The sequence below is a fragment of the Flavobacterium sp. K77 genome (assembly GCF_021608205.1).
GTDB lineage: Bacteria > Bacteroidota > Bacteroidia > Flavobacteriales > Flavobacteriaceae > Flavobacterium > Flavobacterium turcicum.
The window spans coordinates 256,640-281,783 of the sequence record NZ_JAKIHO010000002.1 but is presented as its reverse complement, the minus strand read 5'-3'; the positions used below and the strand labels follow the sequence as shown (position 1 = coordinate 281,783).

19 protein-coding genes are annotated in these 25,144 nt (G+C 33.6%); 11 read left to right on the top strand and 8 right to left on the bottom strand.

Annotation, left to right across the window (positions count from 1 at the left end):
* Window positions 1-30: 30 nt before the first annotated feature.
* Window positions 31-1,173 carry an N-acetylmuramoyl-L-alanine amidase family protein gene (locus tag L1S34_RS06915; protein WP_236363385.1) on the bottom strand — a complete coding sequence of 381 codons (1,143 nt, stop codon included), beginning with the start codon at window positions 1,171-1,173 and terminating at the stop codon, window positions 31-33.
* Window positions 1,174-1,206: 33 nt separating this feature from the next.
* Window positions 1,207-2,433 (bottom strand): N-acetylmuramoyl-L-alanine amidase family protein, encoded by a 1,227-nt coding sequence (locus tag L1S34_RS06910; protein WP_236363384.1) that lies wholly within the window; start codon window positions 2,431-2,433, stop codon window positions 1,207-1,209.
* An 83-nt stretch (window positions 2,434-2,516) separates the two neighbouring features.
* Between L1S34_RS06910 and L1S34_RS06905 the strand changes: the two genes are divergently transcribed.
* Both L1S34_RS06905 and L1S34_RS06900 read left to right on the top strand, forming a co-directional pair.
* Window positions 2,517-5,267, top strand: coding sequence for a putative LPS assembly protein LptD (locus tag L1S34_RS06905; RefSeq protein ID WP_236363383.1), 2,751 nt, complete (start codon window positions 2,517-2,519; stop codon window positions 5,265-5,267).
* 58 nt (window positions 5,268-5,325) lie between these two features.
* Window positions 5,326-5,706: a RidA family protein gene (locus L1S34_RS06900; protein WP_166135336.1), complete on the top strand. Its 381-nt coding sequence runs from the start codon at window positions 5,326-5,328 to the stop codon at window positions 5,704-5,706.
* Between the two features lie 84 nt (window positions 5,707-5,790).
* Here L1S34_RS06900 and L1S34_RS06895 read toward each other — a convergent pair whose 3' ends face one another.
* The 4 genes from L1S34_RS06895 to L1S34_RS06880 all read right to left on the bottom strand — a co-directional run bounded on the left by L1S34_RS06895 (window position 5,791) and on the right by L1S34_RS06880 (window position 13,637).
* Complete coding sequence (locus tag L1S34_RS06895; protein WP_166135333.1) at window positions 5,791-6,642, bottom strand: N-acetylglucosamine kinase; 852 nt, start codon at window positions 6,640-6,642, stop codon at window positions 5,791-5,793.
* A gap of 128 nt (window positions 6,643-6,770) precedes the next feature.
* A complete protein-coding gene (gap, locus tag L1S34_RS06890; RefSeq protein WP_166135330.1) occupies window positions 6,771-7,775 on the bottom strand; it encodes a type I glyceraldehyde-3-phosphate dehydrogenase in 1,005 nt (334 codons plus the stop codon).
* Window positions 7,776-7,847: 72 nt separating this feature from the next.
* Entirely contained in the window at window positions 7,848-8,834 is a 987-nt protein-coding gene (gene pfkA / locus L1S34_RS06885) for a 6-phosphofructokinase (RefSeq protein ID WP_166135327.1), read from the bottom strand.
* A gap of 324 nt (window positions 8,835-9,158) precedes the next feature.
* Window positions 9,159-13,637, bottom strand: a complete 4,479-nt coding sequence (locus L1S34_RS06880) for a translocation/assembly module TamB domain-containing protein (protein ID WP_370637583.1) — start codon at window positions 13,635-13,637, stop codon at window positions 9,159-9,161.
* 174 nt (window positions 13,638-13,811) lie between these two features.
* On the opposite strand from L1S34_RS06880, the gene tsaD reads away from it, so the two are divergent.
* The 8 genes from tsaD (at window position 13,812) to L1S34_RS06840 (ending at window position 21,801) form a co-directional block, all read left to right on the top strand.
* Window positions 13,812-14,834, top strand: coding sequence for a tRNA (adenosine(37)-N6)-threonylcarbamoyltransferase complex transferase subunit TsaD (gene tsaD / locus L1S34_RS06875; RefSeq protein ID WP_236363382.1), 1,023 nt, complete (start codon window positions 13,812-13,814; stop codon window positions 14,832-14,834).
* A gap of 3 nt (window positions 14,835-14,837) precedes the next feature.
* Window positions 14,838-15,545 carry a 16S rRNA (uracil(1498)-N(3))-methyltransferase gene (locus L1S34_RS06870; protein WP_236363381.1) on the top strand — a complete coding sequence of 236 codons (708 nt, stop codon included), beginning with the start codon at window positions 14,838-14,840 and terminating at the stop codon, window positions 15,543-15,545.
* Window positions 15,546-15,561: 16 nt separating this feature from the next.
* A complete protein-coding gene (locus tag L1S34_RS06865; protein WP_166135318.1) occupies window positions 15,562-16,200 on the top strand; it encodes a DUF4159 domain-containing protein in 639 nt (212 codons plus the stop codon).
* A 567-nt stretch (window positions 16,201-16,767) separates the two neighbouring features.
* On the top strand, window positions 16,768-17,715 hold the full coding sequence (locus L1S34_RS06860) for a zinc metalloprotease (RefSeq protein ID WP_236363380.1): 948 nt from the start codon (window positions 16,768-16,770) through the stop codon (window positions 17,713-17,715).
* A gap of 213 nt (window positions 17,716-17,928) precedes the next feature.
* On the top strand, window positions 17,929-18,879 hold the full coding sequence (locus L1S34_RS06855; protein WP_166135312.1) for a zinc metalloprotease: 951 nt from the start codon (window positions 17,929-17,931) through the stop codon (window positions 18,877-18,879).
* 78 nt (window positions 18,880-18,957) lie between these two features.
* Window positions 18,958-20,049, top strand: coding sequence for an AI-2E family transporter (locus L1S34_RS06850; RefSeq protein ID WP_236363379.1), 1,092 nt, complete (start codon window positions 18,958-18,960; stop codon window positions 20,047-20,049).
* A gap of 1 nt (window position 20,050) precedes the next feature.
* The gene (locus tag L1S34_RS06845) at window positions 20,051-21,238 is read left to right on the top strand and encodes a THUMP-like domain-containing protein (protein WP_236363378.1); all 1,188 of its coding nucleotides are present in this window, start codon (window positions 20,051-20,053) and stop codon (window positions 21,236-21,238) included.
* Window positions 21,235-21,801 (top strand): hypothetical protein, encoded by a 567-nt coding sequence (locus L1S34_RS06840; RefSeq protein WP_166135303.1) that lies wholly within the window; start codon window positions 21,235-21,237, stop codon window positions 21,799-21,801. The genes L1S34_RS06845 and L1S34_RS06840 overlap by 4 nt, the downstream gene beginning before the upstream one ends.
* Before the next feature lies 1 nt (window position 21,802).
* On the opposite strand, the gene ddpX is transcribed toward L1S34_RS06840, so the two are convergent.
* Both ddpX and L1S34_RS06830 read right to left on the bottom strand, forming a co-directional pair.
* A complete protein-coding gene (gene ddpX, locus L1S34_RS06835; protein ID WP_236363377.1) occupies window positions 21,803-22,450 on the bottom strand; it encodes a D-alanyl-D-alanine dipeptidase in 648 nt (215 codons plus the stop codon).
* 173 nt (window positions 22,451-22,623) lie between these two features.
* Window positions 22,624-23,328, bottom strand: a complete 705-nt coding sequence (locus tag L1S34_RS06830; protein WP_236363376.1) for a DUF4328 domain-containing protein — start codon at window positions 23,326-23,328, stop codon at window positions 22,624-22,626.
* 510 nt (window positions 23,329-23,838) lie between these two features.
* Between L1S34_RS06830 and L1S34_RS06825 the strand changes: the two genes are divergently transcribed.
* Window positions 23,839-25,083: a site-specific integrase gene (locus L1S34_RS06825; RefSeq protein ID WP_236363375.1), complete on the top strand. Its 1,245-nt coding sequence runs from the start codon at window positions 23,839-23,841 to the stop codon at window positions 25,081-25,083.
* Window positions 25,084-25,144 lie beyond the last annotated feature (61 nt).

Sequence of the window (25,144 nt, the reverse complement as noted above, 5' to 3'; positions counted from 1 at the left end):
ATTTAATATAAAAAAATCGACTTGTAATAATTATTTCAATGCTTCTTTTAGACTAATAGTTTGGCCATTTTTCACTGCAATTATGTATGCCGAAGTGTAACCTTTATCTTGTACGACCTTTAAGTTTTGCTTAGCAATTTCGTAACTTGTTGTATTACCGTATCTGTAATTAAACAATTTAGTACTAGTTGCTAATATAGATACGTCTTTTAAGCCTTTAAAGTTTGATGGAACTAATTTTAATTCTCTTGTTCCCGCAGCAAATTGCACTAAAAACGAAACTTTATCATTTTCACTTGTGCTTTTACTCGAGCTTGTTCCTTTACCATTGCGTTCATTTTTCGTAACTTCTTTATCAGCGCTTTTGCTATCATCATTTGTTACAGAAGTACTTCTATCGTCAAAATATTCTCTTTTGTAATCCACAATAGCAGTTGCGATCGCTTCAGCCATTTGGCTTTGACCCGCATCTGAATTCAGATACAAACCCTCGTTTTTGTTACTCAAAAAACCCAACTCAATTAAAACACTTGGCATAAATACCGCATCTAAAACCCATAGAGGAGTTTGCTTAATACCTCTTGACTTTCGATTTAATTGCTTCACAAAATTATTCTGTATTTTTGATGCCAATGCAATACTTCTGTTCATATAATCTTCTTGAAGCATTTGCAAACCTACCATTCCTAGCGGATTTTTTGGATCAAAACCTTTATAGGCACTCTTATAATCTTTTTCGAGTAATATTACCGAATTCTCTTGTTTAGCAATTTCTAAATTTCCTTTACTTCTAGATAGTCCCATTACGAAAGTTTCTGTCCCGTATGGCTCAGGATTAGTTACAGAATTGCAATGCACCGAGACGAACAAATTGGCATGAAGGGAATTGGCTTTGCGAGGACGATCTTTAAGAGGAATAAAAACATCACTTTCTCTAGTGTAGACAATTTGAATGTCTTTGTGTTTTTTTAAAAATTGCTCCAATTTTAAGGAAGTTTTGAGCGCGATTTCTTTCTCTACAAAACCGTGGTAAGAGTTCCCAGGGTCTTTTCCACCGTGGCCAGCATCTAAAATTATGACGAACTTATTTTTTGATTGGGCCAGAATCGGCACAGTAACAATGAGAGCTAAAAGAACTAAAAAGATACGACAAGGGTGTAATGTAATTTTCAAAATAAGGGTGGGAATAGAAATTGTGTTGCAATATTATTGAATTGCTTCTTGAATGTTTATCTTTTTTCCTTGTTTAAATGCAATTAAAAAAGAAGAATTATAGCCTTTCTCTTTGGCTTGCTTCAAGTCTTTTTTTGCAGCCTCAAAGTTATTTGCATTACCATATAAGTATTTGTACACTCGATCCTCGTATAATACGGATACATCAGACAATCCATTGAAGTTTTGTGCCAACAAGTCAATTTTTTTGGAGCTTGCAATCAGTTGTACTTTAAAAACTACGCCTGGATTGGTAGTTGTCACTGCTAAAGCTGGTGTAACAACTGGCGCAACGACTTTGGGAACAACAACCGCTGCAGCAACAGGAGCCACAGTTTGCAATGCAGATGCGGCATCGTTGTTAACCGGAGTCCCTGATTGCATTTCATTTTTACTATTTTCAATCATTTTTTCAGAAGGAGTCTCAGCAGGTGCTTCAACTTCGCCCTCTCCAAAATACTCTTTCTTATAACTTACAATAGCGCCAGCAATTGCTTTTGCAATTTCATCTTGACCTTCTTCAGAGTTTAGTCGATTACCTTCAACAGTATTTGATATGAATCCCATTTCAATAAGGACTCTTGGCATGTATGCTTTATGCAAAACCATGAACGGAGCTTGCTTTACTCCCTCTCCACGAATTTTTTTTCCTAAATCACCAAAAGCTTCTTCGACTTTACTGGCCAATGCAATACTATTTTCTAAATATTCTTCTTGCATCAAGGTCATACCAATCATGGTTTCTGGAGAGTTCGGATCAAAACCTTCGTATTTTTCTTTGTAATCTTTTTCTAAAGTTACTACCGAGTTTTCCTTCTTTGCAGCTTCTAAATTGGAAGCTACTTTACTCAAACCCATTACATAAGTTTCAGTACCATCAGCAACAGTGTTTCTATTTGCGTTACAATGAATAGATACAAAAATATGAGCATTAACGCGATTGGCAATATTTGCTCTTTCAATCAAATCAATAAAAACATCTGTCTTACGAGTATAATTGACCTGCATTTGCGGCGTAGCTTCTAGAATTTTACCAACCTTGAGAACCACTGCTAAGGCTATATTTTTTTCAATTCGACCTTCGTAAACAGCACCAAAATCATGTGCTCCATGTCCAGCATCAAGCGTGACTTTAAAAGCATTAGTTTGACCATATCCTACCACGGAAAATAAGGCAAGACATATTGGCAAAAAGAATTTGATTTTACTAGAAATGTGCATAAAGCTATTCGTTAATTTTATTAAAAGACTACAGTTATAAAATTATTTAATTGACTATTTTTGACAAAAAATAATATGTAAGTTTGACGTGTCAAAAAACAGGCCATAATTTTACAAAAATAGCATTTATACCGTTGCATACAAACTTATTTAATATCGTTTTATTATCATTATTCCTTTCTCTGGGTTCTGGTAAATTATATTCGCAAGATATCGTCACAAAGAAAGCCGCTATACAAGCTCCTACTAAAAAAAGTACTGCAACTAATCCTTCTGTACCCGTTATTACTCCAAAACCAGTGGTCGTAGTAGCTACCGACAGTATAAAAAAAGATAGTTTAAAACCTAAGAAAGCTTTTTTAGATGGAAAAGTACGCTATAAAGCTGAGCAATACGTTAAAATAGATCAAAAGAAAAAACAAATCACTTTATACGATCAAGCCGAATTGTATTATGAAGACGTTGAACTAAAGTCGGGAAAAATTATCATGGACTACGAAAAAAACGAAGTCTATGCCGGTAGATTAAAAGATTCGACGGGAGCTTACACGCAATATCCGAATTTTAAACAAGGTGCCAATGTCGTGGAACCCGACTCGATTCGATTCAATTTTAAAACAAAAAAAGCATTGATTTGGAATTCAAGATCAGATCAAGGAGAGTTTAAAATTAAGGCTGCCGTAACCAAAAAAGAAAATGATTCAGTATACTTTTTAAAAGGAGCACGTTTTACTACATCAAAAGATGTTGATAATCCTGAATATTACTTTCAAACCAATAAAGTAAAATTTATTCCTGGTAAAAAAGTAGTCACAGGCTTAACAAATATGGTTATTGCCAATGTACCCACTCCTATTGCATTGCCATTCGCTTTTTTTCCGATGAGTAAAGAAAACAGCGTTTCGGGTTTGATTTTACCAAGCTATAACGACTCCAATACCCGAGGATTCTCATTACAAAATCTAGGCTATTATTTTGCCTTGAGCGATAATTACGATTTGACCGTTCTGGGTGATTATTACACGAATGGTAGTTACGGTATGCGTTTCGAATCGGCTTACGCAAAAAGATACAGCTACAGAGGAAACATCAATGTTCGTTTTGAAAACTTAATCACCAGCGAAAGAGGTTACCCTGATTACTCAAAACAGAATATTTATAACATTCAGTGGTCACACGCTAAAGACAGTAAAGCTAATCCGAATTCTACCTTTTCAGCATCTGTAAACTTAGGAAGTAGTCGCTATTTTCAACAATCTATTAATCAAGTAAATATTGGTTCTAACTTAAATAATACTTTAAGTTCATCGGTATCTTACTCAAAAACATTCAATACGGTTCCGCAATTGCGCATGTCATTAACAGCTACGCATTCGCAAAACACACAAACGCAAGAGATCAACATGACGCTGCCTACTTTGCAAGTGAGTGTTGATCGTATTTACCCTTTTTCGACTAAAGATGGAGCTCGTAAGGGATTTATTAAAAACATCAATTTACAATACAACTTAAACGGTCGTAATAGTATTGTGACTAACGACTCGCTATTCTTTAAGCCGCAAATGTTCCGCGATGCCAGAGTTGGTTTTCAACACAGTATTCCGTTAAGCACCAACTTTAAATTGTTCAAATATTTTAGTGCTACTAGCTCCGTAAATTATGAAGAAATTTGGACTACTAAAACAATTGAAAGAAGTTTTGATGTTGACCAAAGTCAAGTAGTTGACAAAACGGTTAACGAATTCGATGCATTTAGAACATATAATTTTTCAACTAGCATTGGCACTACAATTTACGGGACTTTTAATTTTGGAGAAAATAAAAAAATTAAATCGATACGTCACGTCATGCGTCCTTCTGTATCATACGGGTATACTCCAAGCTTTGAAAAATACTACGACACTTATGCTACCGATGCATCAGGAACAATGCGCCAGCAATACACTCGTTTTGAAAACGGTCTTTACGGAGCTCCTGGACTGAATAATGCAAACACACTTGGATTTGATTTGAGCAATACATTTGAGGCTAAAGTAACTGATAAAGACAGCACCAAGTTAGAACCTAAAAAAATCATGTTATTGAATAATTTAAACCTTTCGACATCATATAATTTAGATGCTGACGGAGTGACCTCACTTGCCTTTGCACCTATTCGTGTAAGTGGCGGAACGAATTTATTTGACAACAAGATGAACGTCAATTTTGGAGCTACACTCGATCCATACGCAATTGATAATTCTGGAAACAGAATTAATGTCTTTAACATTAACAATGGCGGTAGTTTGTTTAGAATGACCAGCTCAAATATGACCATTAATTATTCTTTATCAAGCCAAGGAAAAGATAAAAAGAAGAAAGACAAGAATTCATTAAGTCAACGAAATGGTGGTCGAGAAGATGACTTGTTTGGTACCAATACAGACTTGGGAGACAGCCGAAGAAGTCAATTTGATGATGAAGAAGAAGACGAAGGCGAAGACAAAATTGCAGAGTTTTTTAATGCAAAGTTACCTTGGGATATGACTTTTGCTTACTCCCTTACTTACGGAAATAACAATCGAGAAAATCAAATTATTGGCAATTCCATTATGATTTCTGCTAATGCAGATTTGACCCCAAAATGGAAAGCAGGAATATCAACAGGATACGATTTTGTTCAAAAAGGTGTCACATTTACACAACTTCGTTTTGAAAGAGATTTGCTAAGTTGGAGAATGGATTTTAATTGGTCTCCGTTTGGAGAAAATGCCAACTGGGGATTTTTTATTGGTATTAAATCAGGAATCCTTAGTGATATTAAATGGGATAAAAGAAGTGTAATAAATCGTTAAGAACTCTTCTTTTAAATTTCTTAGCTTTAATTCTATATTCAAAAACAAAACTATTTTTATGAAAAAAGTAATATTTACAACTGCTGCACCGGCTCCTATAGGACCATATAGTCAAGCTGTATTATCTGGAAACACCTTATATACATCAGGACAAATTGCATTACACCCTGAAACTGGCGAATTAGTAACTGCTAACATTCAAGAAGAAGCAGAGCAAGTAATGCAAAATATGAAAGCAGTTTTAGCTGCTGCAGGAATGACTTTTGATCACGTGGTCAAATCAACCATTTTCATTATGGATATGAATGATTTTGGAGCAATCAATAGCGTTTATGGCGCTTACTTTAACGAAGAAACCGCTCCAGCTAGAGAAACTGTGCAAGTGGCTTGCTTACCAAAAAATGTGAATGTTGAAATTTCGATGATTGCTGTTTTGTAAAACACTAGCGATGCTAAAATAAAAAAACACTATTTTCTCAAATGAGAAAATAGTGTTTTTTTATGCGAATTATTTTGAAAGGGCCTATTTGTTCAGGTTATGATAAGCAATCAAACCATCGATAGGTCTGCGCAATACGTTCCCTAATTGCAATTCGTATTTATCAAAAGTTTCTTGTAATTCCTCTTTTAAGTAAAAAGCAATTGATCCAACAAAATGAACTGGAACTTCTTTGTGGTTCTCGTATTGCTTGATGTAGTTCTTTACAAAAGATTTCATTCCTTTAAAAATGATTTTTCTACAAAACTCAGAATCTTTATGTTGAATTAAAAATTTAGCAAAAGTTGCTAAATAAGCATTGGGATTAGGCTCTTTGTACAATTTGCTTTTAATTGCATCTGGGTCTAAATCGTATTCTTTCTCGAACGCCTCAGCCAATTCTTTTGGCATTTTGTTGAAATAATACTTTCTGATCAATTCTTTCCCAAATACGTTTCCGCTGCAATCATCCATAGCAATGTAGCCTAATGATTGTACTTTTTGGAACAACTCTTTGCCATCAAAATAACTACAATTAGATCCTGTTCCCAAAATAGAAACTATAGCTTTTTCGCCAACAGGAGTTGTAGCGTATACAGCAGCATAGGTATCCTCACGAACATCTATAATAGCGTTAACAAAATACTTTTGAAAAACCTGCGAAAGCGTCACTTTCATTTTTTCGGTTCCACATCCGGCACCGTAAAAAAACAAATGTGTTGCATTTTTCTTATTGTGTAAAATATCAAAACGGTCATTTAACCGCTCAATAATTTCATCTTCCTCCAGAACTTCTGGATTTAGACCTAGTGTTTGGGTAGTAAATAATATTTTACCATTATCATCAATCGCAATCCAATCGGCTTTTGTAGAACCACTATCAACTATTAATCTCATTTTCTATTGGTTTATTTTGGTTTGGCCACGCTTTGATCAATTAAAACATTAAGGTTAAAATCCGCAAAGCGTTAAAAATAAAATCCCGCTATACATGTACATAACGGGATTTGTAAATATATAAATTATTATTTTAAACCAGCAATGTGTACTGATAAATCAATCAATTTACTTGAATAACCGTACTCATTATCATACCAAGAAACTAGTTTGAAGAAAGTAGAATTCAATCCGATACCAGCAGTAGCATCAATGATAGAAGTTCTTTTGTCAGAAATAAAATCTTGAGATACAACAGCGTCTTCCGTATATCCTAAAATGCCTTTCATAGTGGTTTCAGAAGCATTTTTCAATACTGCCATAATCTCTTCGTATGAAGTTTCTTTAGCTACTTTTACGGTTAAGTCTACAGTTGAAACGTCAGCTGTCGGTACACGAAACGCCATACCAGTTAATTTTCCGTTTAATTCAGGGATAACTTTTCCTACTGCTTTTGCAGCTCCTGTTGAAGAAGGAATAATATTTATTGATGCAGCACGTCCGCCTCTCCAGTCTTTTCTTGACGGTCCATCAGCAGTCATTTGAGTTGATGTTGTAGCGTGTACTGTAGTCATTAATGCTTCAACAATTCCGAAGTTATCATGAATTACTTTAGCCAAAGGAGCCAAACAGTTCGTTGTACATGATGCGTTTGACACGATTAAATCAGTTGCTTTTGCAGATTCGTGGTTAACACCCATTACAAACATTGGAGCATCAGCTGATGGCGCAGAAATAATTACTTTTTTAGCTCCACCTTTAATGTGCTCATTTGCAGTTTCGATAGTTGTAAAAATACCCGTACATTCTGCAACTACATCTACATCTACTTCATTCCATTTCAAATCTGCAGGATTTCTTTCGGCAGTAATACGAATATTTCTTCCGTTTACAAATAATTTTCCTTCTTTAACCTCTACATCACCATCAAAACGACCGTGAACAGAATCATATTTTAATAAGTAAGCTAAGTGATCTACATCTAACAAGTCATTGATTGCAACAACTTCTACATTGTCTCTATTGAAAGATTCTCTGAAAACAATTCTTCCAATTCTTCCAAATCCGTTTATTCCTAATTTTACTTTTGACATTTTACTTTAATTTTTGTTTATTTTACTTCGCTCTTCCTAAAGTCTAATTTCCTCACAATAAACTTTAATTATTTATGTAGACATAATGTCTGATACTCTCAATAATTCACGATCAATCATCGTTTTCCCTTTAATAGCTTGCTCTAGTGGTGTAAGTGCTACTTGATCGTTTTGCAATCCTACCATGTAATTTGATTTACCATCTATCAAGGATTCTACTGCTTTTACACCCAATCGGCTTGCAAGCACACGGTCAAAACAAGATGGTGAACCACCACGCTGCATGTGACCTAGCACTGAAACACGCACATCATATTCTGGTAAATTGGCTTCAACATAATCTTTCAATTCAAATACGTTTTTACCAATTTTATCGCCCTCTGCAATAACCACAATACTTGATGATTTTCCTGATGCTTTACTTTTTTGTAAAGATTCTAGTAAACGATCTAGACCTAAATCTTCTTCTGGAATTAAAATTTCCTCTGCTCCTGCGCCAATACCTGCGTTTAATGCAATATGACCGGCATCGCGTCCCATTACTTCTACAAAGAATAATCTGTTGTGAGAACTGGCTGTATCTCTAATTTTATCAATTACATCAACAACTGTATTTAGCGCTGTATCGTACCCTAAAGTATGACTGGTTCCAAAAATATCATTATCTATAGTTCCTGGAATCCCCATTACTGGAAAATTAAATTCAGAATTAAAAAGCAATCCTCCGGTAAAAGTTCCGTCTCCACCAATAACTACTAGAGCATCAATTCCTGCTTTAGTTAAATTTTCATGGGCTTTTTTTCTGCCTTCTGGAGTTTTAAACTCCAATGAACGGGCAGATTTTAAGATGGTACCGCCTTTGTTCACAATATTATTTACACTTCGAGGTCCCATTTCTTTGAAGTCGCCTTCAATCATTCCTTGATAACCTCTATAAATTCCTATACATTCTATGTTGTGATATGCGCACGTTCGTACTACTGATCGAATCGCAGCATTCATTCCAGGGGAATCACCTCCGGAGGTTAAAACCCCAACTTTTTTTATTGTTTTTGGCATTATTTAAGTATTAAAGTGTAAAACTAGCAAACATTAACCACTTATGAGACAGTGTTTTTATTTAATTAAGAATGAAATAGAAATTCAAACGTTTTCGTTGATAAGTTTTTTGTTTCGTGAATAAAGTTGCATTTTATTTAACAAAACTCAAAAAAGCATACATTTAATTTAACAATTAGCAACTTGCTCCTTTTTTTAAGTAATCAAGACCGTGTTTAAAAAAGTGATTTTGTACTACTTTCAGTAAAATTTAAAAGGAAAGAGAAAGTAGTAAATTGAGATTCATTGATTTGTTAAAAACCTCATTTTTGAAATAAATAGCGACTAATATTCCTCTGGAAGTGTGCTTTCTTGATTTTTCTTAACAGGAATTGAAGGCTTTTGTGGATTAGAAGACTTTTTATTTTTACCGCTGTTGAAATTTATGTACTCTGGTGAAAGGTTAGAATCTTGATCTTCAGCTGCAGGCACAGTGTAGCGTTCGATTTTTAAATTTTTGAATATCTTATTAGCAAACTCTTTAAAGGTATCAAAATCAACTTCGTATGAAACCCCTAAACCTTGAGTATAGCCAATACCTTGACCAACATAATTAATGTCATTTTCCTTATTGAACAATCGCAAATTCAAAGTTCCATCGTCATTTACACGGTATAAAACTTCGACATCACCTACGATTGCTGATTCATTAATTCCGCCAAACGGTACTCCCAATTTACCATTAATAGTTACTCGTTCATTAATTTTAGATGAAATTGTAGCTACAAATCGACCGTCGGTTTCTTTACCAATTCGTCTGTCAGCGCCAATAAAATTAAGCCCTACTTTAAATTTCTCATCATCAGAGCGAATAATACCACCCAAAATACTCGATGCCGTTTCGAATAAACTTCCTGAAAAGTCAGATTGACTAACACCCTCTGGACTCAAAAATCCACCTGATGACAATAAGTACAAAGCTTGTGTTTGTCTCACATCCTTGTCATTCAACTTGTATTGAATCTCTGATTTTAGAACATTACTAACCGTTGGAAATTCGATATTAAAATCAGGCTCTGGACTAGTTAAATCGCCGCGAACACCAATTACTACCTCTACTGGAACCTTGGAGTTGAATGAAGCGTTATCTAACAAAACTGCGGGATTAGCAATGGTTTTATATACAGCCTCAAGATTCAATTGCGCACGCATCGGGTTGCCTTCCCAAGAGATCGATCCTCCTTTTCGAACTTGAAATTTTTTATCAATCAAGCCACCATATTTAAAATTGTAGGTCCCTTCATAAGCTTGAAAATCGCCCCACATATTGAATTTTCCTAAAGTATTGATTTTAAATAACAACGAACCAAATCCCTTGCCTTTCATTCCATGACCTGTATTTCGGTCCAGGATCACCTCTACTTCGGCATCTGGCGTGATATCAAAATCAAATTCTAATTCTAATCCGTTATAATTTCTGAGATTCTCAACAATACCGTTTTTTAGATTGTATTTTTCTCTTTCGGTTACAAAGTGCATAAACACATTATCACTTACACTCTCAGCGTTGTTTATCGGAATTTTAATGGCAGTACCTTTTTCTGATTTAGCATCCACCTTTATAAAAAGGGCGTTTGTAGGTCCTTTTATAGTAGCCATTCCGTCAATAAAAGCGGTTCCGTAATAGGCCGCATCCTCGGTATCTTTGGTATCTAGCGCCACCAATCGATTAGAACTTATAGCTAGATCATGCTTCCAATCGCCAAAATTATTGTGCTCGATACTCCCGTTTAAATTACCGTTGGTATCGTATTTTGTGTCGGTAAGACTGTTATTTCGAAACAAAAACTTTTCATCAGTTAAATCAATAATTGAGTTATCCTTAAGAGCATAATCCACATTCAAATACGGGACTGTAACTCCTGCTCCATCTAGAAAAAGTCGACCATTAATTGCTGGTTTTTTTAAATTACCTTCGATTGTAGCATTTCCTCCAACCGAACCACGAATATTAGACAGTACGTCACCACCTAAGGCGTTAAGTGTTCCTAATTTAAATTTATCGAATTTTAAATTTAAATCAAGAATAGTCTCTTTGTTGACAATCTCGAAACTTCCATCAGCAACAAATGAGTCAATATTTTCATTTTCTAGATTAGAGTCAATTGTAAATTTGCGCAAACTTTGATCGCCTTCAATATCAAAATTTAGCGTTCCAAGTGGCGTTTTGTTCATTACCAAATTATCGATTACAATCGATGCTGTTGGCTGAAAAACATTTTTATTTTGCTTAAAATCGACTTCGCCATTTATATTTCCGAAAAAAGCAAACTTATTACTAGCAGGGGTGATTTGATTCAAATCGACATCTTTAAAACTAAGATTAAGATCTTTAAAATCAGCATTATTAAACGCCCCATCTAAGGTAATCGATTGATTTTCATGAGACATTATTAAATTATCCAACTTAAAATTATTGAACGACTTGTCAAAAACAATTTGATTATCAGCACCTTCTTGCTCATTCAAAAACCAGAGATAATCTTTAAATTTCACCTCCGATTTGCTAATTCCTACCACATTGTTATTGTCCTTATTTATGGTATGGTACAAGTTAAGGTTATAATAATCCTCAGCTTTATTACCACCCTTAAATTCAGACCTAAAAAACAAAGTATCCTTCATGGTAACGTTAATCAAACTAAAATCTCGAATTTTATAGTATTTAGTTTTGATACTATCCAATTCAATAAAAGCATTGTACAGCGGATTTTTGTTATCGATTGCTACATTAATATTGTCAAAAACAATATTGGATGCTTTTATTTGAGGCGAATTAAAATTTAATTTAAAATCTTGATTATCTGATGAAATTGCACCTTTAACAATAGTATTAGCACCAATAGTTACATCGGGATAAAAAATCTCGATAATCTTGTTGTAAATAGAGAAATTGAATTTTAAAAACTGTCCTTTGTTAACTTTGATAGGTTTAAAATTGGTATACAAACTACCCAACGAGTTTTTAATCAAACTTTGCACTTGATTAAAAGCATAGCGACCTACTATTTCACCTTGAACAATATCTGGCGAATTTACAGTAATGGTGCGCACTTTGTCTCCATCAAAAACAGAGTTGATAGTAAAATCATCAAAATTATAGGTGTCTTTTGTGTTTTGATAGGAAGTTTTGTTGATGTAAATATTTCCTTGAAAGTTTTCAATTGAATTTCCCGAAGCTTTAACAACCACATCACCTTTAAAAATAGAAGTGGCATCTTTCATGAAATTCAAAGTATTCAAATTGGCATAAACCACATTCACATGAAAATCATATTGACTGTCTTTTTTACTTAAATCAAGTAAGCCTTCAAAATTAAGTTTAACATTGGGATCATTAATTGCCAGTTGTCCCTCGTAAATTGGGCTTTTCAAAACACCATTTACGTCAATGTTAGTGTATTTGTAATTTTTAAAAACCAATTCACTCACTACACCTTGTAGCGCCGTGTTTAGGTATTTTTGATTAAAACCCTTACCGTCAACATCCATATTCATGCTCACAAAACCAAAATCTTTTTGATTAAATAAGGTCCCAACATCAAAACGATCTAAAATAACGTTGCCTTTGTAAGCCGCTTTATCAATCACATCAATATTTTGTAATGCTAAAGCTGCCGTTACTTTACCCAAAGCAGTAGTCATCGAAAAATCAGCTGAAACGGCAGTCGTTGATACAGTTGAAGTCCCAATAGCCGAAAATCTTCCTAATTTTTGAAGGGAAGTTGGCAATTTGTTCCCTAAAATATTGGGTAAAATAACCACCAAATCATCGTAGCTTGAACTCAATTTGTCAAACTTGGCAAACATGGAAAATTTTTGACCTTTTTTTGCAAATAGATTTTTAAAATTTATGAAACCTATAAGAGTAGTTTTTCGTCCGTCAATTAAATTTAATCGACTAAATTCAAGATCATTTAAGGTTCCTTTAATTTTTGATTTAATATAAAACTGCTGGTTTTTACCTAGTTCATCGTAATAGTAACGAATATCATTCGAAGCAATTTTGGCTTTATCTAGTTGAATATCAAATAAAACTTTGTCATTAAAATTGACAAAATCTTCTCGTTTGTATTTTAAGATAACCGTACCTGCAAAAGCGGACTCCTTGGTAAGAATGTTTAATTTTTCGAGTTTGATGCTTTTTTTAGAATATGAAAAATTGGATTGCAAATTCCTTACGTACAAGCCTCTAAAATCTAAAAAAGACATTTTATTAATCGATGCAGATACATCAGGACCAAAAATCAAAAAATTGGTTACCGACGCATTTAATTTTGTAAAATCAAGATTTTTTACAATTTCGCGGTTCTCATCTATCAAAACAAACCTACTGTTATATAATTTTAACTTGTTTGCTTTTAGTAAAAATTTACGCTTAGCTTTTTTTCCAGTATCAAAAGCTTTTACAAAAATGTCTAAGTTGGTCTCCTTATCATTTTTATACGTTTTCAGGTTAAAAAAGAATCCATTGATATCGAGATTATCAAACAAAAGATCGCCATTCAATAGCTTTTTACCGTCAAGGACTGTAGTAGAAATTCGTTCTGCGGCCAACAAAGTATCTTTTCGATGGTCTCTTATCACCACATTTTTGAACTTCACCCCTCCAAAAATAGATACGGCTACACCTTCAATAGCGATATTGGTTCCAAAATCTTCATTGATACTTTTCGTAAAATATTGTGCAATTTTAGTTTGAACAATAGGCATCGTCAGCGCAATTCCTGTCACTAATAAAAGCAAGACAAGACCAATGAGCACACGTAAAATTATTTTTAATACTTTTTTGATACCTATTTACTATTTAATGTTCTAAAATTTGTTTTTGCCTTGGCAAACACACGCACCTTAACTAAAAATTCTCTAATTTTGGCTTTTACAAATTGATTTTTCAAAGTTGTTAGTTCAAATATAAATCAAAATTAATGCCTTTTTATGCAAAATCCCGAGGTTTTTATTCTTGCGATCGAAAGTTCTTGCGATGATACCGCAGCAGCTGTTTTACACAACGATAAAGTACTAGCCAATGTTGTAGCCAATCAACTTATTCACAATCAATACGGAGGCGTGGTACCTGAACTTGCTTCAAGAGCGCACCAGCAAAACATTGTTCCTGTGGTTGATGCCGCCTTACGTAAGGCAAATATACAAAAAGAACAACTCTCTGCAATTGCCTTTACACAAGGCCCCGGATTGATGGGTTCGTTATTAGTAGGTGGTTCATTTTCAAAATCCATGTCGGCTGCACTTGAAATACCTCTTATAGCTGTCAATCACATGCATGCACACGTTTTGGCCCACTTTATAGACGAGGATGGTTTTGACAAACCTTCTTTCCCTTTTTTAGCCTTAACCATCAGTGGCGGACATACCCAAATTATACGAGTAGATTCATTTTTTGACATGACTATTATTGGTGAAACTACTGATGATGCCGTTGGGGAAGCTTTTGACAAAAGTGCTAAAATACTAGGACTTCCTTATCCTGGAGGGCCGTTAATTGATAAATATGCTCAACTAGGAAACCCAAAAGCATTTGCCTTTACCAAACCGAAAGTTGCTGGATTAGACTTTAGTTTTTCTGGATTAAAAACAGCGATACTATATTTTATTCAGAAACAAAAGCTACAAAATCCCGATTTTATAACTGAAAACTTAAATGATATTTGCGCTTCAATTCAACATACTATCATCGAGATTTTAATGGATAAAATAAAACTAGCTGTAAAAGAAACAGGCATCAAGCAAGTAGCTATTGGAGGCGGCGTATCAGCTAACTCCGGAATTCGTGCCGCATTAAAAGCAACTGAAGCTCGATATGGCTGGAAAACTTTTATACCAAAATTTGAATACACCACTGATAATGCGGCCATGATTGGCATTGTAGGTTATCAAAAATTTTTAAATCAACATTTTGAAACTGCATCAGTGGTTTCAAAAGCAAGAATACAATTCTAAACTATGCAATTATTTTATAATCCAACAATAAACGAATCAACTGAAGTTTTTTCTTTTGACAAAGAAGAAAGCAAACATATTATTAAAGTTTTACGAAAAAAAGATACTGATATCTTACACGTAACTAACGGTTTAGGATTATTGTTTATCACCGAAATTACTTTGGCTTCAGATAGCAAATGTGCGGTTAAAGTTAATAGTATAACGAAAGCAGAACAATCCAATTACAACTTGCACTTAGCGGTAGCACCAACCAAAATGAATGATCGTTTTGAATGGTTTCTCGAAAAAGCAACCGAAATAGGAATTCATGAAATCACACCAATAATTTGTGACCACTCCGAAAGAAAAACAGTAAATACAGAGCGATTTGAAAAAATTATTCTCACCGCTATGAAGCAATCTAATTCGCTTTTTTTACCAATATTAAATCCAGCAGTTTCCTTTAAAGATTTTATAAAGCAGGACCAATATGGCACAAAGCTCATAGCACATTGCGAAGAAACAGACAAAAAATCACTTAAATCAGTACTGCAGAAAGACACCAATTACACTATTCTCATAGGTCCTGAAGGTGATTTTTCAACCAAAGAAATACAATTGGCATTAGAAAACACTTTCATTCCTGTAACACTTGGTAATACTCGATTGCGTACTGAAACTGCTGCAGTAGTAGCCTGCCATAGCATTGCATTTACTAACGAAGATTAAAATATAAACCGTCACGATGAAAAAAATAACTTACCTACTACTCCTTTTAACGAGTCCGTTGTGGGCTCAAGAAATTGCACTGGTAAAATATAGTGGCGGTGGTGATTGGTACGCAAACCCAACATCTTTACCTAATTTAATACAATTTTGCAACGCTTCGATTCAAACAAGAATAAAAAATAAACCAGCAACAGTAGAAACAGCTAGTCCTGATTTACACTCTTATCCTTATGTTCACCTTACAGGTCATGGCAATGTAGTTTTTAATGATGCTGAAGTCAATAATTTACGAGACTACCTCATGGCCGGCGGTTTTTTACACATTGATGATAATTATGGTTTGGACCAATACATTCGTAAAGAAATAAAAAAGATTTTCCCTAATAATGAATTAATTGAACTTCCTGCCACACACGCAATCTTTCAAAAACCATATTCATTCCCGAATGGTTTGCCTAAAATTCATGAGCATGATGGTAAGCGACCACAAGCTTTTGGGATTTTTATTGCTAATAAACTCGTTTTACTTTACACTTACGAGTGTGATTTAGGAGATGGTTGGGAAGATGCGGAGGTAAACAATGACCCTAAAGATGTACGCGACAAAGCCCTTAAAATGGGTGCAAACATCATCCACTATGTTTTTAACAACTAGTTTCGATTGTTTACAGGTAAACCTACTTTTCTTCAACTTTTAAAAGGTGAATTTTTCTGTGCATCATCTAATATGTAATCACGTTTAAATGTTCAAAACTAATCTGCAAACAATTCTTTTTTAACAGAGTGCTTTTTAGTTTCGTTTATTAACACTTTTTAACAATTAAATAACTTCGATTTCTTGAAGTATGCATACTAAAAACCTAGATAATTCGTTTGTGAATAGTGCATATTCAAGTCCGAAAAAAAGTAAACCATTACTAAAACGATAAACTAATATATTATCTATTTAATAAAATATTTTACTTTTTATCACCAATAGCACAATAATTCTACCAATTACTAGATAGTATTATCAATTTACGACACAAAAGATTGCTAGAGAGATTCTTAAAAACATAAGAAAAAACTTAATCTATGAAAATTTTTATTTTACGGAAACCCGTAAAATCAAAGAGTTAAAAAAAAATTAAAAAAAATAATTTGAGAAATTTTTTTTTATCAAATATATGTTATAGAATTGCTAAACAATTAACCAAACTATTGATTATATAACAAATTTATTATGAAAAAAATTCTTTTATCAGCAGCAGCCCTCTTGATGCTATTTTCTTGTCAAAATGACACAACTGAAATGTCAACTCCTGAGGCTAGTGCATCTTTAAGAAGAGGATGTGCTTCAGAAGAAGTACTAGCGCGTCAATTAAAAGCTGACCCGACTTTGGCCTTAAGAATGAATAAAATTGAAGAGATAACTAACAGAGCAATTGCGACTGGACGTTTAGTAAACGGAAAAATTGAAATCCCAGTTGTTGTAAATGTATTGTACAGAACTGCTGCAGAAAACATCTCATTAGCTCAAATTCAATCTCAAATTGATGTATTAAACAACGATTTTAACGCTTTAAATTCAGACTTCAATTCTGTTCCAGCTGAATTTTCAGGAGTTAAAGCGAACGTAGGTATAACTTTTGTACTTCAAAATGTAGTAAGAAAATCAACTAAAACAACTTCTTTTTCTACAAATGATGCAATGAAAAAAGCATCAACAGGAATTGCCCCAACTACTCCTTCAACTGTTTTAAATATGTGGTCTTGTAACTTAGGTGGTGGAATATTGGGTTATGCTCAATTTCCAGGAGGATCATCTGCTACCGATGGAGTTGTTATGGATAATAATGCATTTGGAACAACAGGTACAGTTACAGCTCCTTTTAATCTTGGAAGAACAGCTACTCACGAAGTAGGACACTGGATGAACTTACGTCACATTTGGGGTGATGCAAACTGTGGATCTGATTTAGTTTCTGATACACCAACACACGATTCTGCTAACTATGGTGTTCCAGCAGCAGGTCACAGAAGTACATGTACTGGTACTCCATTAGAAATGTTTATGAACTATATGGATTATACTGACGATAGAGGAATGTTTATGTTCTCTAACGGTCAAAAAGCTAGAATGTCAGCCCTTTTCGTTTCTGGAGGAGCAAGAGCTAGTTTCGGTATCTAATTTTAATCACACATACTATAAAAGTGGTGATTAACTAAATCACCACTTTTTTAATGACTTTGCGTCAAGGAAATAATTTATTTCAGATTTCTTTTTTACCGTGTTAAATACCACTTTCGAGGAAAATAATAATTTTTCCAAAAAACCAAACAGGTAAAAAATTAAACCAAAAACAAAAAACAATTTTTACAAAACAAAAAAAATTCAAAAAAAATGAAAAAATATCTTTTATCAGCGGCAGTAATTGCAATGCTATTTTCTTGTCAAAATGACATAACAGAAACTACTTCTGCGGAAGCTTCAGTTGTTGCTCGTCGTGGTTGTGCTTCAGATGAAGTACTTAAAAAACAACTTGCTGCCGATCCGACACTTGCATTACGAATGAACAAAATTGAGCAAATAACAAATGATGCCATTGCATCAGGACGTTTGGTTAATGGCAAGGTAGTTATTCCTGTAGTAGTAAATGTTTTATACAGAACGACTGCTGAAAACATTTCTTTAGCACAAATACAATCACAAATTGATATTTTAAATAGAGATTTCAATGCTACAAATTCCGATTTCAATCAAGTGCCAACAGCTTTTTCATCTGTAAAAGCCAACATTGGAATCTCCTTTGAACTAAATGCTGTTTACAGAAAAGCTACAACCAAGTCTTCTTGGGGTACAAACGATGCGATGAAACTTGCATCACAAGGCGGAATTGCAGCTACTACTCCAACTACAACAATGAACCTTTGGGTTTGCACAATTGGTGGTGGAACATTAGGGTACGCGCAATTTCCTGGTGGAGCTTCATCAACTGATGGTGTAGTTATCGACTCTAAATACGTTGGAAATACTGGATCAGCAACTGCTCCATTTAACTTAGGTAGAACAGCTACTCATGAAGTAGGTCACTGGTTGAACTTGCGTCACATTTGGGGTGATGCTACATGTGGATCTGACTTAGTTTCTGATACACCAACACATGATTCTCCAAACTATGGTGTTCCAGCAGCTGGACACAGAAGTACTTGTTCAGGAACACCACTAGAAATGTATATGAACTATATGGATTATACTGATGATAGAGGAATGTTCATGTTCTCTAACGGACAGAAATCTAGAATAAACGCATTATTCGTTTCAGGTGGTGCTAGAAGAAGCTTCGCTCTATAATCGAACTTACCAATTTCAACTTAAAAACTCGCTACTTAATAGCGAGTTTTTTTTATCTTTACCCTAAAAAGATAGCCTATGCTCACCTCTAAAATTATTGCCAACGGTATCGTGAGAGCCACATTAATCCTTTGCGGAATATCACTTGCCGCATACCTCATATATCAAATCCAGTCGGTGATTATCTATTTGTTAATTTCGTTGATACTAACACTAATTGGCAATCCTATTTTAGATTTCTTAAAAAAAAGACTCAAATTCAATCACCTTTTTGCGACCATAACTACAGTTCTTTTCTTCGTGCTTTTAATTGTTGGTTTTATTATGCTTTTTGTGCCATTAATTGTCTCTCAAGGTCAAAATCTATCCTTACTCAATACCGCCGCTATTGAAAAAGATGTATTGCGACTAGTAGACCAAGTAACTTTGTTTTTAGAAGGACATGGAATGAATGCTGAGCAATTGCTAAAAGAATCTAAAATTACTTCGAAACTCAATTTTAATTTTATACCCAATTTTATAAATGGAATTTTAAACACATTGAGCAGCGTAGGTGTAGCCTTGGGTTCTATTTTGTTTATCACCTTTTTCTTTTTAAAAGACCGTGTACAATTTATTGTTGTTACGAAAAAAATTCTTCCAAGTAGTCATGAAGAGCAAATTTTAAACTCGCTAGAAAAAATCAACCAATTGTTATCCCGTTACTTTATTGGTTTACTCCTTCAATTATTTATTGTTTTTGTTTTATACACTATTGTACTGTTGGTTTTTGGCGTTCCAAATGCTATCGTAATAGCCTTTTTATGTGCTGTTTTAAATATTATTCCATACGTAGGCCCTTTGATCGCCTCTCTCTTGGCAGCCATTTTGTGTATGTTAAGTCATTTAGGAAGTGACTTTCAAACTATTATTTTACCGACAACAACCTATGTTTTAATTGGATTTTGGATTGTACAATTAATTGATAATAATGTATCGCAACCCATTATATTTTCAAAAAGCGTTAGTTCACATCCTTTAGAAATTTTTCTTGTTATTTTAGCTGCAGGATTTCTATTCGGTATTTTAGGAATGGTAATAGCCGTGCCTTTGTACACCATTCTAAAAGTGATTGGTAAAGAATTTTTTCCAGAAAACAAGATTATAAAAATACTTACCAAAGACATTTAACGTGAAGACAGCTTTATTGAATCCTGAGATTCAAGACTACATCAATACCAATATTGGACAAAATATCTCCACATTGGCATTACAAAAAAATCCATTTCCAGATGTGAATTGGATGGATATTTTGAACCAAATTGAAGCTAAAACCAAGGCAAAAGAAAAACTTCCTTCTTGGTTTGCGCAAAAAAACATTATTTATCCGAGTAAAATTTCAGTAGAACAAACATCGTCAGAGAAAACCGCTCATTACAAAGCATCACTAATTAAAGGTGAATCATTAATTGATTTAACAGGAGGTTTTGGTGTAGACGATTTTTATTTTTCGAAAACTATCAATCAAATCGCACATTGCGAAATGAATGCCGATTTATCAACAATTGTGCAGCATAATTACACCCAACTCAATGTATCAAACATTAAAACTTATGTTGGCGATAGCATACTAACCTTACAGCAACTCAATCAAAAATGGGATTGGATATACATAGATCCTTCTCGCAGAAGCGATGTCAAAGGAAAAGTCTTTCTGTTGAAAGACTGCTTACCCAACGTACCCGAAAATTTAAACAATTATTTCAGTTACTCTAAAAACATCCTAATAAAAACAGCTCCTTTACTTGATTTAACTGCAGGACTGGCAGAGCTGAACTTTGTAAAAACCATTTATATTATCGCTGTCGAAAACGAGGTGAAAGAGTTGCTTTGGGAAATTGAGCAAAATTACATAAAGGAGCCGCGTATTAAAACTGTGAATTTGAGACAAAATCAAATTGACACTTTTGAATACGCTTGGAATCAGGAAACAAGCTCCCTAAGCCTTTCTGAGCCTTTACGATATCTATACGAGCCCAATAGCGCCATTATGAAATCAGGAGGATTTGATGCTGTTGCACAGCAGTACCAGCTACAAAAACTGCACAAACATTCGCACCTTTATACTTCAGATGAGATACTATCTTTTCCTGGTAGAGTTTTTGAAATTCAAAATAATTTTGAATACTCTAAACCAAACATGAAAAAATATCTTGAGAACCAAAAGATTAACATTACAACGCGTAACTTTCCTGAAACCGTGGCCAATATTCGTAAAAAATGGAAAATAAAAGAAGGAGGATTGGGTTATTGTTTTTTCTCAACCGACTTAAATAACCGCAAAATTGTATTAATTTGCACAAAAATTGAACACTCATGAAATTTCTTTTTACGCTTGCTTTTGTACTTTTTACAATTCCTTTCTTTGCACAAAAAAATTGTGAATACAGCGCTAATGTTACTGATTCTATTGGTACTTATAAATCTACCAAAGAGTATATGATTGCCGAAAAAAACTTTGGCGGTACCTCTGATTATTTTTTCTTTTCCTTGGCCTTAACTGATGATATCCCGACTTTAACATTACAGCAAATTCAAAAAAGTAAAGATTTTTTGAAAGTGAGTTGTTTTGATAAAACTTCAAAATTGTATTTACAATTAGCCAATGGTAAAATTGTAACCTTACACCACATTAATCAAGAAAATTGTGGCACACTACTTCGCGATGACAAAGGATTTGATAACCGTGTCAATTCGGGAACATTTTTTATCATTAAAGATAATTTCGAAGATTTAAAAGAGTCGCCTGTAACGATGATTCGCATTAAATACGCAACCAATACCGAAGATTACGTACTTAAAAAAGAATTTACCTCCGAACTTACCTCGCAAGTTTACTATCCAGAAAGTTATTTTATCAACTACATCAAGTGTATTGAGTAAACTAGTTGCAATCCCATTTTGTGTTAGAAACGGATTCGTTCAAACCTAATTTTAAATTATAATGCCACCATTCTGATTCAAATGCATTGAATCCGTTGCGGATCATAATTGATTTGAGCAAGTATCTATTTTTTCTAACTTGTTTTGAAACGCCTTCATAATTGTGCGATGCTTCTTTACCAAAATGGTCAAAACCGGTTCCCATATCTAATTCATCTCCATTGGCACTGACCAATGTAATATCAACGGCACCTCCACGATTATGGATTGAACCTTTTGCAGGGTTGGCTACATATTTGGGATTAGAAACCATAGCCCACATTTTTTTTTGAATATCTAATGGTCGGTAGCAATCGTATAATTTTATTTTATACCCCTTTTTAATAAACTGCTCATTGGCTTTTATTAGTGCTTTTACAGTTTTTAGTCGCAAAAAGCACGAGGCACAATCATATACTTGCTGCTTTAAGAAATTATCTGGTGTAGCATACTTCATATCATATACAAAATCACTGCTGTATGCTTTTAAATCTACGAAAGTAGAATCAGGAACAACTATAGTATTTTTATCTTTATTCTGCCCTATACTTAGTTGAAAAACTAATATCCATAAACTGACAAGCCAAAATTTAAAAGTAAACGACGCCATATAATTGTTTTAAAAATATTTATTTTTATAACGCCAATGTACAAAACAAAATCAACCTAAAAATAACACTTTAAGCCTTAGTTTGCCCAAAGTGTTTATGAATTTCAATTTAATCCCAGGAAAGCCAGAACGCTACTCTTAAAATTTATTTTGCCGCTATAAGATTTAACAACTTATGTTAAACCATTGGAAAAATTAGCTTCGAGATTTGGTTTTACTGTTGTAGCGCTTATTTTAAGAAGTTGTCGCTCTAAAATTGAATAATCCTTAATTACTTTAATCGCAATAATTGCAAGTGGAATACCTAAAACATGCCCCACCATACTTACAATTGTAGCATTTGACAATTCATCAAGTGATACCGCGTCATTGGAATATCGAAATACAAATTGTCCAAATATACTATTTACAATCCAAAGTCCCCACCACCAACCGATGTGATTAACCGAGAAATTTACCGGAATATTCAGACCATTTTTCTCAATCAACACATGAGTTTCATTATACAGTTCTTTCATGATCTGATAAGGTCTTGATAAGTTAATAATAGGAACAAACCAGCAACCTGCGGCCCACCCCTCTGTAAATGAAAGCTCTTCTGCTCTCAAATGTAAATTATAATAAGCTCTCCTAAACCATTGAATAAAAGTAACTGCAGAGGTAAGCAAGACAATCAAATTAACAACCGCAATTACTTGCTCTCTTAAATCATTGGCATTAGCTGCTTCTGGAGAAATTCCTCCACCGTTTATTGCAATAGCGATTAACTCAAATTGAACATAGCCAGAAATTAAAGAAATCACCTCTACTGCTAATGCAATCCATATTAAAGTAATCGCGTTTTTTGCTCTTTGCTTATTTGGTCTTAAGATTTCCATTGATTATTTGTAAAGAAGTACAACTGTGTAACCTTCAATTATTTTTTTTTGCTTTTTTTAAAGTTTAGAAAGTAACTCTCTCTGGTGGTAAATGTAGGAAAATATAAAATAAAAAAAAATGCAAAAAACACATTATCCAAAGTAGGTTTTGTTGTAAAAGCAGTGAATTCGAAATTTAGAAAGTCCCATTTGGAAAATGGGAATCCTTTATTTATCGAACAAATTTATTTTGGAAGAAAGTGCTTTTTTCTTTTAACGCCTTGAAAATACTTTGGCTTAAATATATTAAAAACAAAAAACCCACCAAATGGTGGGTTTTGTGAAGGCAGAAGGATTCGAACCTTCGACCGCCTGCTTAGAAGGCAGGTGTTTTATTTTTTCTTTTTTATTCTTTTTGTTTACTTTGTTGATTTTTAACATATTATATTTAATAAATTATTCTTATTATTGATTATTTTATACTTTTGTCACACAGATGTTCGTCAAATGTTCGTCAGAAAAAATTAAAATATGACTTCAGTCAAATTTACAATAAAAAGTAAAGCAAACAAGGATGGGAAACATTCGATCGTTTTGGTCTTAATAAAAAACAGACGTAATACTACAATGGCTACCAACTACACATGTGAATTTGATGCGTGGAGTTTTGAGAGCAATACATTAAAGACAAATAAAAAAGGTCAAGAACTAAAAAGGATAACGGAAATAAATAATTTCATTAGTAAAACAAATCTTAAGATTGAAGATTTCATAAGAGAGAAACGTCGCTTGAATGTAGATTTTACAATCAAGGATATTGCAAATGAAATTAAAGCAGATGATATAACCAAAGCACCAGCATTAGATTATTATAAATTTCATCAAGAAATTACAGATGAGTTTCTAAATTCGAATAAAATTGGAACTGCAAAAATCTATAAAGAAACTCTGAGTTCGCTCAAGAAATTCTATACAAAGACTGAACTAAAATTTCAAGATTTAAATTTTGAGTTCTTAGAAAAATATGATTCTTTTCTAAGAAGTAACAATGGGTCTGATAGTGGAATAAGCATCAAAATGAGAACGATTAGAGCCGTATTTAATAATGCTATAAAAAGAGAAATAATCTCTTCCAACACCTACCCTTTTAAGCACTATAAAATATCAACGCTGAAGAAAGAAGCAAAACGAGAGTATTTGACTGATGAAGAGTTACAAAAACTAATTGCCAAAGATTTCAGCTCAAATAAAAAACATCAATTTGCAAAAGATATGTATCTATTTAGTTTCTACTGTAGAGGAATGAATTTTATTGACTTACTAAAATTAAACAATTCAAATTTATACGATGAAAGACTATCCTATTTAAGAACTAAAACTGGAGTACATTTAGATTTTAAGCTGCGTGATCACTCGCTCGAGATATTAAAAGTATACAACCAAAAATCCATGAATTCTTATCTATTTCCTCTTTTACTAGATGAAAACATGACCATAAAAAAAATTAAAAACCGAAGTCATAAATTACTTGGACAAATAAATCCAGCTCTGAAAGAAATGATGGGAATTTTAAAAATTAGCAAACACATCACTTTTTATACTGCTCGCCATACATTTGCTACATTTTTGAAGTTTGAAAACATTCCTATCGATGCTATTAGTGAAATGTTAGGTCATACCGATATTAGAACCACTCAGGCTTATTTAAACAAGCTACCTAACAAAAAGCTTGACAAAATTATTGATGATGTATTTGAAAATTCAAAATATTTCTAAAATGAAACCCTATAAAAATCGAATTCCTAGTGTTTAATTACCGCATGAAAGTAATTTTGCG

Bases quoted from the DNA above. Each gene is read 5' to 3' on its own strand.
- tsaD (WP_236363382.1), top strand. From the start codon at position 13,812: ATGCAAAATCCCGAGGTTTTTATTCTTGCGATCGAAAGTTCTTGCGAT.
- pfkA (WP_166135327.1), bottom strand. From the start codon at position 8,834: ATGCCAAAAACAATAAAAAAAGTTGGGGTTTTAACCTCCGGAGGTGAT.
- L1S34_RS06860 (WP_236363380.1), top strand. From the start codon at position 16,768: ATGAAAAAAATTCTTTTATCAGCAGCAGCCCTCTTGATGCTATTTTCT.
- L1S34_RS06855 (WP_166135312.1), top strand. From the start codon at position 17,929: ATGAAAAAATATCTTTTATCAGCGGCAGTAATTGCAATGCTATTTTCT.
- L1S34_RS06910 (WP_236363384.1), bottom strand. From the start codon at position 2,433: ATGCACATTTCTAGTAAAATCAAATTCTTTTTGCCAATATGTCTTGCC.
- L1S34_RS06870 (WP_236363381.1), top strand. From the start codon at position 14,838: ATGCAATTATTTTATAATCCAACAATAAACGAATCAACTGAAGTTTTT.
- L1S34_RS06840 (WP_166135303.1), top strand. From the start codon at position 21,235: ATGAAATTTCTTTTTACGCTTGCTTTTGTACTTTTTACAATTCCTTTC.
- L1S34_RS06900 (WP_166135336.1), top strand. From the start codon at position 5,326: ATGAAAAAAGTAATATTTACAACTGCTGCACCGGCTCCTATAGGACCA.
- L1S34_RS06865 (WP_166135318.1), top strand. From the start codon at position 15,562: ATGAAAAAAATAACTTACCTACTACTCCTTTTAACGAGTCCGTTGTGG.
- L1S34_RS06825 (WP_236363375.1), top strand. From the start codon at position 23,839: ATGACTTCAGTCAAATTTACAATAAAAAGTAAAGCAAACAAGGATGGG.
- L1S34_RS06830 (WP_236363376.1), bottom strand. From the start codon at position 23,328: ATGGAAATCTTAAGACCAAATAAGCAAAGAGCAAAAAACGCGATTACT.
- gap (WP_166135330.1), bottom strand. From the start codon at position 7,775: ATGTCAAAAGTAAAATTAGGAATAAACGGATTTGGAAGAATTGGAAGA.
- L1S34_RS06895 (WP_166135333.1), bottom strand. From the start codon at position 6,642: ATGAGATTAATAGTTGATAGTGGTTCTACAAAAGCCGATTGGATTGCG.
- L1S34_RS06850 (WP_236363379.1), top strand. From the start codon at position 18,958: ATGCTCACCTCTAAAATTATTGCCAACGGTATCGTGAGAGCCACATTA.
- ddpX (WP_236363377.1), bottom strand. From the start codon at position 22,450: ATGGCGTCGTTTACTTTTAAATTTTGGCTTGTCAGTTTATGGATATTA.